Origin of the sequence: Mesorhizobium sp. M1D.F.Ca.ET.043.01.1.1 (assembly GCF_003952385.1) — a bacterium.
In the GTDB taxonomy this organism is placed as follows: Bacteria; Pseudomonadota; Alphaproteobacteria; order Rhizobiales; family Rhizobiaceae; genus Mesorhizobium.
The window spans coordinates 3038817-3053539 of the sequence record NZ_CP034444.1; the positions used below are offsets into that span (position 1 = coordinate 3038817).

Here is a 14723-nt window from a genome sequence, read left to right on the forward strand (position 1 = left end):
CGATGCATTTCGGTCTCTCGGAAGAACAGAAGCTCATCGTCGAGACAACGCGCGCCTTCGTCGAGAACGAGCTCTATCCGCATGAGCGCGAGGTGGAGCGCACCGGCGTGCTGCGCCGCGAGTTGATCGAGGAATTGAAGGCGAAGGCGATCGCAGCCGGGCTTTACGCCGCCAACATGCCGGCCGATGTCGGCGGCGCCGGCCTCGATACGGTGAGCTGGCTGCTCTACGAGAAGGAGCTTGGCCGCGCCAATTACGCGCTGCACTGGACCTGCGTGGCACGTCCGTCCAACATCCTGCTCGCCGGCACGCCGGAACAGCGCGAGAAATACCTCTTCCCCTGCATTCGCGGCGAGAAGTCGGACTGCCTGGCGATGACCGAGCCCGGCGCGGGCTCCGACCTGCGCGGCATGAAGGCGACCGCCGTGCAGGACGGGTCGGACTGGGTGCTCAACGGCACCAAGCATTTTATCTCCCACGCCGACATCGCCGACTTCGCGATTTGCTTCATGGCCTCGGGCGAAGAGGATTCGCCGCGCGGCAAACGCAAGAAGATCACCGCCTTCTTCGTCGACAAGGGCACCAAGGGTTTTTCGGTGCGCGACGGCTACCGCAACGTCTCGCACCGCGGCTACACCAATTCGATCCTCGAATTCGACGATTGCCGGCTGCCGGCGAGCCAAGTGCTCGGCGAAGTGCACAAAGGCTTCGAGGTCGCCAATTCCTGGCTCGGCGCCACGCGCTTGCAGGTCGGCGCGACCTGCCTCGGCCGCGCCGAGCGGGCGCTTTCCCATGCCATCGAATATGCCGCGCAGCGCCAGCAGTTCGGCCAGCAGATCGGCAAGTTCCAGGGCGTGTCGTTCAAACTCGCCGACATGGCGACGGAGCTGAAAGCGGCCGACCTGATGGTGTTCGAAGCCGGCTGGAAGTACGATCAGGGCACCGTCACCGATCAGGACATGGCGATGGCCAAGCTGAAGGCCACCGAGATGCTCGCCTTCGTGGCCGACGAGGCCATCCAGATCCATGGCGGCATGGGGCTGATGGACGACCTGCCGCTGGAGCGCATCTGGCGCGACGCGCGCGTCGAGCGCATCTGGGAAGGCACTTCGGAGATTCAGCGACATATTATTTCGCGGGCGTTGCTGCGCCCGTTCGGCGCTTAGAGCATGATCGCCCCAAACTGGATCCGGTTTTGGGAAAAGACCCTGCTCAAACGAAAAGATGACCATGCATAAGCTCGAACGTCTCCTGCGCCCGAAATCGATCGCCGTGTTCGGCGGGGCGCAGGCCGCCGCCGTCGTCGCGCAATCGATCAAGATGGGCTTTGCCGGCGAGATCTGGCCGGTGCATCCGACCAAGGACGAGGTCGCCGGCCGCAAGGCCTACCGCTCCGTCACCGACCTGCCCGGCGCGCCGGACGCAGCCTTTGTCGGCGTCAACCGGCATCTCACCATCGAGGTCGTCAAGGCGCTGGCCGAGCGCGGCGCCGGCGCCGCCGTCTGCTTTGCCGCCGGCTTCCTCGAGACCGAGGCCTATGACGAGGACGGCGAGCGGCTGCAGGCCGAGCTTGTCGCCGCCGCGGGCGAGATGCCGATCATCGGCCCGAACTGCTACGGTCTCATCAACTATGCCGACGGCGCGCTTTTGTGGCCCGACCAGCACGGCGGCATCAGGCTGCCCGAGGGCGGCAAGGGCGTCGCCATCATCACGCAGTCCTCCAACATCGCCATCAACATGACGATGCAGAAGCGCGGCCTGCCGATCGCCTTCCTGATGACGGCCGGCAACCAGGCGCAGACCGGCCTTTCGGAGATGGCGCTCGGCCTGATCGAGGACGAGCGCGTCACCTCGCTCGGAATGCATATCGAGGCTTTCGACTCGGTAGCCGGCTTCGAGAGGTTGGCTGCCCGAGCCCGCGAGCTGAAGAAGCCGATCATCGCCATGAAGGTCGGCCGCTCGGAACAAGCCCGGCAGGCGACGGTTTCGCACACCGCCTCGCTCGCCGGTTCGGACGCCGCCTCGGGCGCCTTCCTGAAGCGGCTCGGCATCGCGCGCGTCGAATCGATTCCCGCCTTCATCGAGGCGCTGAAGCTCCTGCACATCACCGGACCGTTGCCAGGCTACAAACTGTCGTCGATGAGCTGCTCGGGCGGCGAAGCCTCCGTGATGGCCGATAGCGCCGAAGGGCGCTGGGTGCATTTCCCGACACTGACCTCCGAGCACCGCGCCCATGTCAAGTCGACGCTCGGGCCGCTGGTCGCGGTCGCCAATCCGCTCGACTACCACACCTTCATCTGGAACAACGAGCCGGCGATGACGGCCACCTTCACCGCCATGGTGTCGGGCGGCTTCGACCTCAACATGCTGGTGCTCGACTTCCCGCGCCCCGACCGCTGCTCGGACACCGACTGGTGGGCGACGCTGCGCGCCTTCGAGGCGGCGCTGAAGACCAACCGGGCGCAGGGCGCGATCGTCTCCTCGCTGCCGGAGAACCTGCCCGAGGAATACACCGCCGGCCTGATGGCGCGCGGCATGGTGCCGCTGTTCGGCATTTCCGAAGCGATGGACGCCGCGCAAGCCGCCGCCTTCATCGGCTGGGCCTGGCGCGAGCCGCAGGCGCAGCCGGTCGACACCACGGCCGCAGGCGCGACCGATGGCGGCCATGTCACGCCCGACGAGGCCGAGGCCAAGGCGCGTCTGATCGGGGCTAGCCTGCCGGTGCCGAAGGGCGAGCGCGCCGCCAACGCGGTCGAGGCGGTGATCTCGTCCATGGCGCTCGGCTTCCCCGTGGCGCTGAAGGCGCTGGGCGTGACCCACAAGTCGGAAGTCGGCGCGGTGCGGCTCAACCTCAAGGACGCCGAATCCGTCAGCAACGCGGCGCATGACCTCCTGCCGCTCGGCACCGGGCTCTATGCCGAGCGCATGGTGCGCGACGGCGTGGCCGAATTGATCGTCGGCTTCACCCGCGACCCGATGTTCGGCGCGGTGATGACGCTGGGCACCGGCGGCGTGCTGGTCGAGCTGTTGCGCGACAGCGTCACCCTGATGCTGCCGGCAACCCGCGACGACATCGAGGCGGCGCTGCGCGGACTGAAGCTCTATCCGCTGCTCGAAGGCTATCGCGGGCGGCCGAAGGCCGATGTCGATGCCGCCATCGACGCGATCGCCGGCATTGCAGGTTTCGTGCAGCAGAACGCTGGCGAGATCGAGGAGCTCGACATCAACCCGCTGATCGTCTGCGCCGAAGGCAAGGGCGCCTGGATCGCGGATACCCTTCTGGTGCTTGGAGAAAAGACGAATGGCTGACGTCATCACCACCCGCCGCGAAGGCGCCATCCTCGAGGTCACGCTCGACCGGCCGAAGGCCAACGCCATCGACCTGAAGACCTCGCGGCTGATGGGCGAGACGTTCAAGGCGTTCCGCGACGATCCCGGCTTGCGCGTCGCCATCGTCAAGACCGCCGGCGACAAGTTCTTCAGCGCCGGCTGGGACCTGAAGGCGGCCGCCGGCGGCGATGCGGTCGACGGCGACTATGGCGTCGGCGGGTTCGCCGGGCTGCAGGAACTGCGCGACTTGAACAAGCCGGTGATCGCCTGCGTCAACGGCATGGCGGTGGGCGGCGGCTTCGAGCTGGCGCTCTCCTGCGACTTGATCTACGCGTCGGACCATTCCTCCTTCGCGCTGCCCGAAATCCGCGCCGGAACGCTTGCCGATGCGGCGACGATCAAGCTGCCGAAGCGCATTCCCTACCATATCGCCATGGACCTTTTGTTCACCGGCCGCTGGATGGATGTGGCGGAAGCGCATCGCTGGGGCCTGGTCAACGAGGTGCTGCCCAAGGAAAAGCTCGAGGATCGCGTCTGGGAGATCGCCCGGCTGCTCGTCAGCGGCCCGCCGCTGGTCTTCGCCGCGATCAAGGAGACGGCGCGCGTGGCGGAGGCGCTGACCTTCCAGGAGGCGATGAACAAGGTGACGCGGCGCCAGCTGCCGACGGTCGATATCCTCTACGGCTCGGAGGACAACATGGAAGGGTTCCGCGCGTTTGCGGAGAAGCGCGACCCGGTGTGGAAAGGGAAGTAGTCTTTAGCGCCCATGACCGACTACAAAACCCTGATCGACGCCGAGACCTGGGCCTTCATCGAGAAGACCAATTCCTATTATCCGCCCGATACGATCGGCTACACGATCGCGGAGCAGCGCGCGGTCTACGACCGGATGTGCCGCGAGTTCTTCGCCGGCTACCCGCAGGGCGTGACGGCGGAAACGACCGCCATTGCGACGCCGACAAACAGCATCCCGATACGCATCTATCGCAATGCCGAGCCGGACAAGGCAGCCATGGTGCTCTATGTCCATGGCGGCGGTTTCATCCTCGGCGGGCTGGAAAGCCATGACGATGTCTGCGCCGAGCTTTGCGCCCGCACCGGCTATGACGTTGTCTCGGTCGACTACCGGCTGGCGCCGGAACATCTGCACCCTGTCGCTTTCGACGACGTCATGGACGCCTACGAGTGGACGGCAGGAACGTACGATTGCCCGGTCGTGCTTTGCGGCGACAGCGCCGGCGGCAATCTCTGCGCCGCCGTCAGTCATGCCACGCGCGGCCACAAGAAGAAGCCGGTCGGCCAGGTGCTGATCTATCCGAGCCTTGGCGGCGACCGCTCGCGGGGCTCCTATGTCACGCACGCCGAGGCGCCGATGCTGACCGTGCGCGACATCGAATTCTATCTGAACATCCGCACCGGCCGCGTGGACCGGACCGGCGACATCACGTTGTCGCCGCTCGCCGATGCCAATTTCGCCTATCTGCCGCCGACCGTGCTGATCACCGCGCAATGCGATCCGCTGTCCTCGGACGGCGAAGCCTATCGCGACCGTGTCGTCGCGGCCGACGGTCATGCCTACTGGTTCGAGGAGCCGGGACTTGTGCATGGCTATCTGAGGGCCCGGCACACGGTCGGCCGGGCACGGTCGAGCTTTACCCGCATCGTCGAGGCGGTGTCGGCGCTCGGCAGGGGCGACTGGATCTGGTGATCTTCCCGGGCGGCAAGGACCGCTCTTCCGCCCCCATGCATCCTTCGCATTGAACCTTTCCGCGTCAGCCCGCGACTGACGGCCAGGCGCCGCTTTGGCACGGGACCGGAAAGGAACGCCCAAATGACCAGAAACCCCGAGATTCGGTGGTCTCCGGGAAGAACAAGAGCCCAGCGCGACCATCGCCTTCGGGATGGGGTCGATGCGCTGGGCTTTCGGCTGATTCCGTTGACCCTGCCAGGCAGCCGTCGTATCGTGACCAAGCGGAAAACAGACAATTATATCAGGGACGAACGAGCCGGAACGCCGCGCCTTGCCCTGATTTGCGCGGCGAAAACGGATGGTTCTTCCGAAGACTTCGGGGGGAGTTCAATGTTTTGCGACCGCGGCTCGTTCGTGGCTTCTCGCGCCCGCGGTGTGCGCCGCGCGATAACGACAGCCAGCGGAATTGTCGCCCTGGCGCTGTCCGCCGGCCTCTGGCTCGGCGGCACGGCAAGGGCACAGGAAACGCAGATCATCTATCCCGGCTCGATGGCGGTGACCGGCTTTCCCGGCACCGTCATCCCCGACTTTGAGCAAGGCCTGCCGCCCGGCGTCGACCCGGTCGACGAAACCTTCATCGACACCTCGCAGGCCTCGTTGCGCATTTTCGATGTCTCGCGGCTTGGCGGCCCGGCCGCGGGCCAACTCGTCTACACGCCGCCGCCTTTCGAAGTGACGGCCAGCCAGATCGGCGAAGTGTTCGGCCTCACCTATGACGACGGCGTGCGCGACGGCGTGCCGTCGGGCATCCCCAACCTCTATGCGGCGGCGACCTCGCTGCATGGCGTCGAGATCGTCACGCCGGATGCCGACGATGACGGCAGGCCAGAACGTCAGCGCCGCGGCACCGCGGGCGCCGTCTTCATGGACGGCCAGTTCGGCACCGAAAACGGCGGCGGCCCGGGCACGATCTGGAAGATCGACGGCATTTCGGGCGCCGTCTCGAAATTCGCCGACATCGACACCAACAGGGGTCCCGGCATCGGCAACCTCGCCTTCGATCCGACCCACCGTGAGGTCTTCGCATCGGACCTCGACACCGGCCTGATCCACCGCATCGACATCGAGGGCAATCTGATCGATACGTTCGACCATGGCGTTGCCGGACGCCCGACGCATGGGCTCGCCCCGGTCGCCGACGACGGCGCCGTCATGGACATCCAGGCCGCCGCCTTCGACAGCGAGGACTCCGCAACCTGGGGCTATACCCAGGATGCGCGCCGCGTCTGGGCTGTCGCCTATCATGGCGGCCGGCTCTACTATTCCGTCGGCGAGAAGGCCGAAATCTGGTCGGTCGGCATTGCGAGCGACGGAAGCTTTAGCGGCGATCCGCGCTGGGAGCTGACTGTCAAGGCCGACCAGGACTATGCCGTCACCGATATCGCCTTCGATAACAAGGGCTTCATGTATCTGGCGCAGCGCGGCCCGCTGGAAAACCGCTACGACTACAGCCGCTTCGCCGATTCCGGAAAAGGCGAGGTCATCCGCTACCAGCGCGAGGATCCGGACGATCCGGCAACGGAATCGGTCTGGGTCGAGGTGCCGCAGGAATATGCGGTCGGCTTCCCGCAGGGCAACCGCCAGTCGGCCGGCGGCGTCGACCTGCAGTACCGCTACGATGCCGAAGGCAATCTCGACGCCTCGGTGTGCACCGACACGGTGGTCAACACCGGCGACAAATTGCGCGACAATCCGGAGCTTGCCGAGCGGCTCGCCGCCGGCGGGCCGTTCGCCGTGCATGGCGTGCAGCTGACGCCGAGCGCGCTGGTCAAGCCGGCCAACGTGCCGCCCTTCGGCTCATGGTTCGTCGACTTCGACGGTTATTTCGAGGACCCGGACGTTCAGGGCCATGTCGGCGACGTCAGGGTGTGGCGCCCCTGCGAAGGCCGTGCCGGCTATTATGAGGAAATCCCCGGCGGCTTCCTGCCTCCCTTCTATCCGCCGGACTTCCCGCCGCCCGGCAATCTGCCTCCCTGCATCGATATCGAGGACGTCCAGTATTTCTGCACGCCCCGCGGGCTGCAGGCCGACCTCTATATCCATGACCATGCCGGCTTCGGCGGCGATTCGATCAAGGCGCAGTCCAAGACGCCGGGCGTCGGGGTGAGTTCACCCCTGTCGCATGCGCCGGGCAAGCCCTACACGATCGACATCACCGGCCATGATCCGGGCGACACCGTCAATGTCGGGCTCTGCTTCTACAGGAAGTCCGACCAGGACAAGGGCGGCTACTATCCTTGCTGCAAGATGACGCTGCCGCTCAGAACGCCGGCCGTCGGCTGCGAAGCGCTAAGGAGGGACAGATGAACAATCTCGCCCTTTCCCGCTTCGCCTCGCGCAAAACCGTCATGGAGACGATCAGGAAACCGCTGTCATACGCCAGGCGCGGGGCGCGCTGGCTGATGGCGGCCGGTATCGCCGTAGCCATGACGCCGGCATTGCCGGCGCATGCCCAAGACAAGGCTCCGGCCGCGGCCGGTCAGGCCGCCAATCCGGAGTCGCGCGGCATCAACCCGGAGCTCGGGCGGATCGTGCCCTTCTTCACCAAGAAGGGCGCCCAGAGAAGCTGCGATAGCGTCGAGTATGTCCTGAGCTTCGGCATCCATGGCGACCCGCAGGACTTCGACAGGCCAAGCGTGGCGGCCCTGCTGAAGGCGACAAGGCTCGACTTCAAGGACCAGCTGCCGCACGGCTTGCAGATCGTCAGCGTCGATGTCGTCGGCGACGGCACGGGCGCCTCGGGCGGGCCGCTGCCCGCTGCTTCGATCGGCACATCGGCCGGCCCGAACGATACGGCGAGCGTTTCCAACTTCCGCATCAGCGCTTCCAATCTCGACGGCGTCGGCGCCGCGAACGAACGCGTGATCACCTTCCGCATCACGGCCAAGATAGATCATGCAGCCTTTCCCGCACCGGCGACGGTCGACAACCAGGGTCTGATGGACGTGGCCTTCAGGCGCGGTCCGGCGACCACGATCCCGTCGCAGGATCCGGGCAAGCCCGACGACGGCGATTTCCTCACCGGCGTGAAGACCTCGATCGAGATCGACCTGACCAAGTGCAACCCGCCGCCTCCGCCTCCCGGCAAGGAATGCTTCAAGGTCGAACGTGGCACGGTCGATTGCGTGCCCGGCGGCGGCGCCTTCATCTACCACATGCCGGTCGGCCCGGAGATGGGCGGCAAGTGGGTGCAGGTGTCGACGACGACGCCCGGCATCACCATCTTTCCCGACACCCAGCAAGTGCCCGCCGGCGGCGGCGTGCTCAACTGGAAGATCATCGGCGCCTCGCCCGGCGAGGACATCCATCTCGTGGTCACCGGCATCGAAACCTATGCCGGGCCGAAGGAAGGCTGGGGGCTTTGCTGCACGCAGACGATCGACATCGTCATTCCGCGCGACCTCAGGTGCCCGCCTGAGAAGCAGCCCGACCTCAAGGTCGAGAAGTGGGCGGAGGTGCCGCGCTGCACGATGGCCGGCGGCTGCAACTTCACCATCACGGTGACCAATGTCGGTGAAGCGCCCTATAACGGCAAGATCGTGCTCGACGAGGTGACGCTGCCCGCCGGCTCGACGCTTTCATCGGGACCGAACCCGCCCTGGGCCTGCGTGCCCGGGACGACGCCGATGACCTGCACCCATCCGGTAACGACGCTCAACCCTGGGGCCTCCGTCAACCTCAAGCTCGGCTTCAAGCCGGCCGGCGGCTGGCAGGGCGGCGTGCTGCGCAATTGCGCCGCCTATGACTACCAGGCCAGCGGCAAGCCGCTGTTCGGCAGCCAGCAGAACGACCGCGGCTGCGCCTCGATCCCGATCTGCCGCCGCGGCGATCGCGATCCGCGGTGCCAGCCTCCGGTCGAGAAGAAGGTCGACCTGATCCTGAAGAAGCGCGCCCGCATTCCGGTCTGCACGCCGGACGGCGCCTGCTACTTCGTGATCGACATCATCAACAACGGCACCAGCACCTATCACGGGCCGCTGACGGTGATCGACACCTATCCCGGCGGCGCGCCGACGTCCTCGACCTTCGGGCCCAGCCCGCCCTGGACCTGCGGACCGAACGGCCCCGGCCAGTTCCGCTGCGACAATGCCGGCATCGCGCTGCCTCCGGGCGCCTCGACGCCGATCGTCGTCAAGGCGGCGATGCCGGCAAACTACCGGCCGGATCGGGTCGAGAACTGCGCCGAGGTGAAGGCCATTCCCGGCGAGGTCGACCTCGCCAACAACAAGGCTTGCGCAAGCGAGCGCATCCGCCATCCGAACGGCGGCCAGCCCGGCCTGCGCATCACCAAGGTATGCGACGGATCGCTCGCCGGCGCGGCTTTGGTGTCCTGCCGCATCACCGTCACCAACGCCGGCACCGCCGCCCCCACCGGTCCGGTGCGGGTCAACGACGCCGCGACGCTGGTATCGGGCGGCACGCCGGTGGCCATCCAGACCGTGACGCCTGACGGCGCGGACTGGAGCTGCGGACCGGTGCCGGCCAACGCGTTGTCCTGCCAGATTCCGGGCGCCGCGATGACGCCTGGAACCAGCCGGCACTTCGACGTGACGGTGAGCGGCAACGGCGTGTTCGAGAACTGCGCGCGCGGCTCCTTTGGGCCGGCGCCGGGCGACGACATCGTCTATCCGATCGGCCAGGCCTGCGCGAAGGGCGGCAGCATTTCCACCATTCGCGTCGAGAAGACCGGCGACAGCGAATGCCAGCCAGGTCAGCCCTGCTCGTTCGAGATCACCATCACGAATGACGGGCCGAGCGCCTTCTCCGGTCCGGTCCGCATCGGCGATGCGATCGGCATCGACGGCGTCGGCCGCCTGGAAGGCCTTCCGATCACCTCGATCGACCCGCCCTTCGGCTGCTCGCCGGAGCCGGCGACGCTGCCTGCCTCCTGCATCGCCAAGCTGACGCTTGGCGCCGGCGAAAGCCGCACCCACAACGTCACCGTGGTCCTTCCCGGCCTTGCCAAACTGCAGGGCGCGGTCAGCGGGCAGAATTGCGTCGGCGTGCTGTCGCCGAACACGCCGGTGCAGGGCGGCGACGTGCTGTCGAGCGCACCGGCCAATGCCCAGGGCGATCGCGGCAAGGCCTATGCCTGCCACCCGTTCACCATCAAGCGCGAGGTGAAGATCCAGTGCTCGAACGGCATGGTGCTCAACTCGGCCGGCCGCTGCGCCTGCCCGGAAGGCACGACCTTCCGCAATGGTCAGTGCTCCGGCGGCGGCGGTGTGATCATTTTGCCGGAACCAAAGGAGCCGAAGCGCTGCGTCCTGCTCAAGGGCCAGATCCGGACCGAGGACGGACGCTGCGTCTGCCCGCGCGGCACCGAGCTTGAGAACGGCAGGTGCGTGCAGGGCGAAGAGCCGCAGGAGCCGCAGTGCACGCTGCGCCCCGGCCAGTACCGCGACCAGGACGGCAATTGCGTGTGCCGGCGCGGCGAGTTGGTGAACGGCGTCTGCCAGGTCGCTCCGCCGAAATGCACGATCCGCGGCGCGGTGCCGACACAGGACGGCTGCGTCTGCCCCAAGGGCACGCATCTCGACCGCGCCGCCAAGGCCTGCGCCCCCGACAGGCAGCCGCCGAGCCAGTGCCGCATCCGCGGCCAGGTGCGCAACGCCGACGGCGATTGTGTCTGCCCGAAGGGAACGGAGGTCAGGGGCAAGGTCTGCGCGCCGGTCAAGAAGCCGCAAGACTGCTCCATCCGCGGCCAGATCCTCAACAAGCGCGGCGCCTGTGTGTGCCCGCGCGGGACGGAGGTGATAGAAGGCAGGTGCGGCACGTTCGAAGACGCCGAATGCGCGCCGGGCTCGCAGATGATCGACGGCATCTGCCAGCCGATCATCAGGCGGCGCTGCCCGGTCGGCACGACCGGACGGTATCCGGACTGCTTCCCGATCCGCAGACGGCCGGGCCTGGAGATCAATCCCAACCTGCTGCTCAATCCGAACATCCTGCAGCAACTGGTTCCGCAGCGCCAGCCACGGCGCGTGCTGCAGGACCCAGCAGGCGCGAACATCCAGAACTTCAAGCCTTAGTCCGGTCGGCTGCAATCAACGGACCCGCCGGAGCGATCCGGCGGGTTTTCTTTTTCAGCGCCGAAGCTGCGCATTTGTGCGCCTGCTGACCGATGCGGAAAACAGGCTTCCCCTTGGCCGGACGATGGTCTAGGCAGACGCGCACGGAAGGCGCGCGTCCGGCGCGCCGAAGCGGATGCCGGGAGAGGCCTTTCATGAGCAAGAAGACCCTGATCGCGCCGTCGGTGCTGGCGTCGGATTTTTCGAAGCTCGGGGACGAGGTCGAGGCCGTCGCGGCCGCCGGCGCCGACTGGATCCATCTCGATGTGATGGACGGTCATTTCGTGCCCAACATCACTTTCGGCCCGCCAGTGATCAAGGCGATCCGCAGCCGGACAAAGACCTTCTTCGACTGCCATCTGATGATCGCGCCGGCCGACCCCTACCTGGCGGCTTTCGCCGAGGCCGGCTGCGACGGCATAACCGTGCATGCCGAGGCCGGCCCGCATCTCGACCGCTCGCTGCAGACGATCAAGGGTCTCGGCAAGAAGGCCGGTGTCTCGCTCAACCCGGCGACGCCGGAAACGGCGATCGAATATGTGCTCGACCGGCTCGACCTCATCCTGATCATGACCGTCAATCCCGGCTTCGGCGGCCAGGCGTTCATCCCGGCGATCGTCGACAAGGTGCGAAGGGTGAAGGCGCTGATCGGCAACCGCCCGATCCGCATCGAGATCGACGGCGGCGTCTCGCCGGAAACGGCGCCGCTGGTGACTGCCGCCGGCGCCGATGTGCTGGTGGCGGGCGCCGCCGTCTTCAAGGGCGGCACGATTGAAGCCTACCGGGCAAATATCGAGGCGATCCGCTCAGCGGCCGACAAAGCCGCCAACTAAATACGCGGCCAGCGCATTTCGAGCAGAAGTTGCCGATCCAATCTCGTTGCTGAGCTGTTGGTCAATATATATCTTGCTACCTATAAAGATCAGCTTTTTTTGAGCGGATTTTACTTTACTCGATAATAGGCCGCCGCCTCGTCTTAAAGTCGAATATCGCCATCTTCCACTTTGAGACGGCCGTGCCCGGCTGTATGATACATGTACGGGAATTGCTTTGCCGAGGGGCCCTGGCAAAACAGGGGCAAGCAATGGGAGTTGGATTGACATACGGGAACGTCGATACGGGCGACGGCAAGGGTGCCAAGAGCACGCTGGCCAGTTCGGTCTACCATCAGCTCCGCGAGGACCTGCTGCGCGGAGCTTTGGAAGCCGAGGGCAAGCTGCGCGTCGAATGGGTCGTCTCCCGCTATGGCGCCGGGGCCTCGCCGGTGCGCGAGGCGCTCAACCGCCTTGCCGCCGAGGGCCTGCTCGGCCGCCATGACCAGCGAGGCTTCTTCCTGATGCCGGTGAGCGCGGCCGAGCTGGAGGAGCTGACCCGCACGCGCTGCTGGCTGGAAGAACGCGCATTGCGCGAATCCATTGCGCACCGCACGGCGGAATGGGAAGAGCAGCTGGTGCTTGCCCTGCACCGGCTGGCGCGCGCCGAGCGGCGCCAGCCCAACGACCCGGCAACCAACAATCCGGAATGGGAGACGCTGCACCGGGCCTTCCATCGCACGCTGATCTCGGCCTGCCGGTCGCATTGGCTGATCGGCTTTTGCGATCAGCTTTCCGACCAGGCCTCCCGCTACCGGCTGATCTCGCAGCGTAGCCCGGGCTACGAACGCGACGAGCTGGGCGAGCACCGGACGATTGCCGAGCGGACGCTCGACGGCGACGCCGACGGCGCCGTCGAGGCCCTGCTCAGCCATTACCGGCTGACGGCGGAGATGTGCCTGGCGCGTTTCAACCAGGGCTACGATCCGAGGGCCGGCTCAGCCAAAGCCGCGCGCGGCCGCAAATAACTGCCTTGTCTCTTTGTTTTTTACGCAATTCCGGACGGAGAATCGCACCGCATTTTCCTGGAATTGCTCTATCCCTTTGTTTTTGCGCAATTCCGGACGGAAAACCGCTACGCACTTTTCCTGGAATTGCTCTGGCAGGCAAATCTGATATTCGCTCTGGCCAGGCCGATGCATTTCTTCGACCGCGGGCCAGAGGACAATCATGACCAATCACCTGTTCGACGCCTTTCGGGCCAGCATGCCGGCGCCTGACCGCGTGCTGATGGAAACGGATGACGGGCGTTCGATCTCCTATGGCGAGATGCTGGCGAGGTCCGGGCAATATGCGCACGCGCTGACGCAAGCGGGCGTCCAGCCCGGCGATCGCGTCGCCGTGCAGGTGGAGAAGACGCCGGAGGCCTTGCTCCTCTATCTCGCCTGTCTGCGCGCCGGCGCCGTCTTCCTGCCGCTCAACACCGCCTATACGCTGCCCGAACTCGACTATTTCTTCCGCGACGCGGAACCGCGGCTGGTCGTCTGCGATCCGGAAAAGGCACCCGCCATCGAACCGCTTGCCGCATCCGCGGGCGCCGCGACGCTGACGCTTGGCCGCGACGGGCGGGGTACGCTTGCGGATCGCTCCGCGCTGCAGCCGACGGATTTCGCCGATGTGGCGCGCGGCCCCGACGATCTTGCCGCCATCCTCTACACGTCAGGCACGACCGGCCGCTCCAAGGGCGCGATGCTCAGCCACGAGAACCTCGCCTCCAACGCGCGCGTGCTCACCGGGCACTGGCGCTTCGACGCCGACGACGTGCTGATCCACGTGCTGCCGATCTTCCACACGCACGGGCTGTTCGTCGCCACCAACGTCGTCCTGATGGCCGGCGCCAGAATGCTGTTCGAGCAGAAATTCGACCCGGGCCGCGTCATCTCGCTCCTGCCCCGCGCGACCGCCCTGATGGGCGTGCCGACCATCTATGTGCGGCTCCTGCAGCAGGACGGCCTGACGAAGGACGCGGCCAGCCACATGCGGCTGTTCATCTCCGGCTCGGCGCCGCTGCTTGCCGAGACGCACAATGCCTGGCGCGAGCGCACCGGCCACGCCATCCTCGAACGCTACGGCATGACCGAGACCAACATGAACACGTCCAACCCCTATGGCGGCGAGCGGCGAGCCGGCACGGTTGGCTTTCCCCTGCCCGGTGTGTCGCTGCGCATCACCGAGCCCGAGACGGCCAAGCCGCTGGCCCAGGGTGAGATCGGCATGATCGAGGTGAAAGGGCCGAACGTCTTTGCCGGCTACTGGCGCATGCCGGAGAAGACCAAAGCCGAGTTCCGCGACGACGGCTTCTTCATCACCGGCGACCTCGGGCTGATCGACGCCGACGGCTATGTCCATATCGTCGGTCGCGGCAAGGATCTGATCATCTCGGGCGGCTACAACGTCTATCCGAAGGAGATCGAGAGCGAGATCGACGCGCTTGCCGGCGTCGCCGAAAGCGCGGTGATCGGCGTCGCGCATCCCGATTTCGGCGAAGGCGTCACGGCGGTCGTGGTGCGCAAGCCCGGCTCGACGATCGACGCCGCCGATATTGCAAACGCCATCGCCGGGCGGCTGGCGAAATACAAGCATCCGAAGCAGGTGATCTTCGTCGACGAATTGCCGCGCAACACGATGGGCAAGGTGCAGAAGAACGTTTTGCGCGAGACGTATAAGGATATCTACGGGCGAAATAGCGTCGGCTGACGA

General features: G+C 66.2%; 10 protein-coding genes. 9 read left to right on the forward strand and 1 reads right to left on the reverse strand.

What is annotated here, in order from left to right; genetic code table 11:
- Nucleotides 1-2: 2 nt before the first annotated feature.
- The 8 genes from EJ067_RS14725 to EJ067_RS14760 all read left to right on the forward strand — a co-directional run bounded on the left by EJ067_RS14725 (nucleotide 3) and on the right by EJ067_RS14760 (nucleotide 12991).
- Nucleotides 3-1166 (forward strand): acyl-CoA dehydrogenase, encoded by a 1164-nt coding sequence (locus EJ067_RS14725; RefSeq protein ID WP_126086380.1) that lies wholly within the window; start codon nucleotides 3-5, stop codon nucleotides 1164-1166.
- Nucleotides 1167-1230: 64 nt separating this feature from the next.
- Nucleotides 1231-3309, forward strand: coding sequence for an acetate--CoA ligase family protein (locus tag EJ067_RS14730; protein ID WP_126086381.1), 2079 nt, complete (start codon nucleotides 1231-1233; stop codon nucleotides 3307-3309).
- On the forward strand, nucleotides 3302-4084 hold the full coding sequence (locus tag EJ067_RS14735) for a carnitinyl-CoA dehydratase (protein WP_126086382.1): 783 nt from the start codon (nucleotides 3302-3304) through the stop codon (nucleotides 4082-4084). The genes EJ067_RS14730 and EJ067_RS14735 overlap by 8 nt, the downstream gene beginning before the upstream one ends.
- Before the next feature lie 12 nt (nucleotides 4085-4096).
- A complete protein-coding gene (locus tag EJ067_RS14740; protein ID WP_126086383.1) occupies nucleotides 4097-5038 on the forward strand; it encodes an alpha/beta hydrolase in 942 nt (313 codons plus the stop codon).
- A gap of 372 nt (nucleotides 5039-5410) precedes the next feature.
- Entirely contained in the window at nucleotides 5411-7387 is a 1977-nt protein-coding gene (locus EJ067_RS14745) for a hypothetical protein (RefSeq protein ID WP_126086384.1), read from the forward strand.
- Nucleotides 7384-11112, forward strand: a complete 3729-nt coding sequence (locus tag EJ067_RS14750) for a DUF11 domain-containing protein (protein ID WP_126086385.1) — start codon at nucleotides 7384-7386, stop codon at nucleotides 11110-11112. Before EJ067_RS14745 ends, EJ067_RS14750 begins: the two co-directional genes overlap by 4 nt.
- Before the next feature lie 194 nt (nucleotides 11113-11306).
- Nucleotides 11307-11984, forward strand: a complete 678-nt coding sequence (gene rpe, locus EJ067_RS14755; protein WP_126086386.1) for a ribulose-phosphate 3-epimerase — start codon at nucleotides 11307-11309, stop codon at nucleotides 11982-11984.
- Between the two features lie 263 nt (nucleotides 11985-12247).
- A complete protein-coding gene (locus EJ067_RS14760) occupies nucleotides 12248-12991 on the forward strand; it encodes a GntR family transcriptional regulator (RefSeq protein ID WP_189510616.1) in 744 nt (247 codons plus the stop codon).
- Here the strand turns inward: EJ067_RS14760 and EJ067_RS14765 are convergent.
- Nucleotides 12962-13195 carry a hypothetical protein gene (locus EJ067_RS14765; RefSeq protein ID WP_189510619.1) on the reverse strand — a complete coding sequence of 78 codons (234 nt, stop codon included), beginning with the start codon at nucleotides 13193-13195 and terminating at the stop codon, nucleotides 12962-12964. The genes EJ067_RS14760 and EJ067_RS14765 overlap by 30 nt on opposite strands.
- Here EJ067_RS14765 and EJ067_RS14770 point away from each other — a divergent pair.
- Nucleotides 13194-14720: a malonyl-CoA synthase gene (locus EJ067_RS14770; protein WP_126086389.1), complete on the forward strand. Its 1527-nt coding sequence runs from the start codon at nucleotides 13194-13196 to the stop codon at nucleotides 14718-14720. The two genes, EJ067_RS14765 and EJ067_RS14770, sit on opposite strands and share 2 nt — an antisense overlap.
- Nucleotides 14721-14723: the final 3 nt, after the last annotated feature.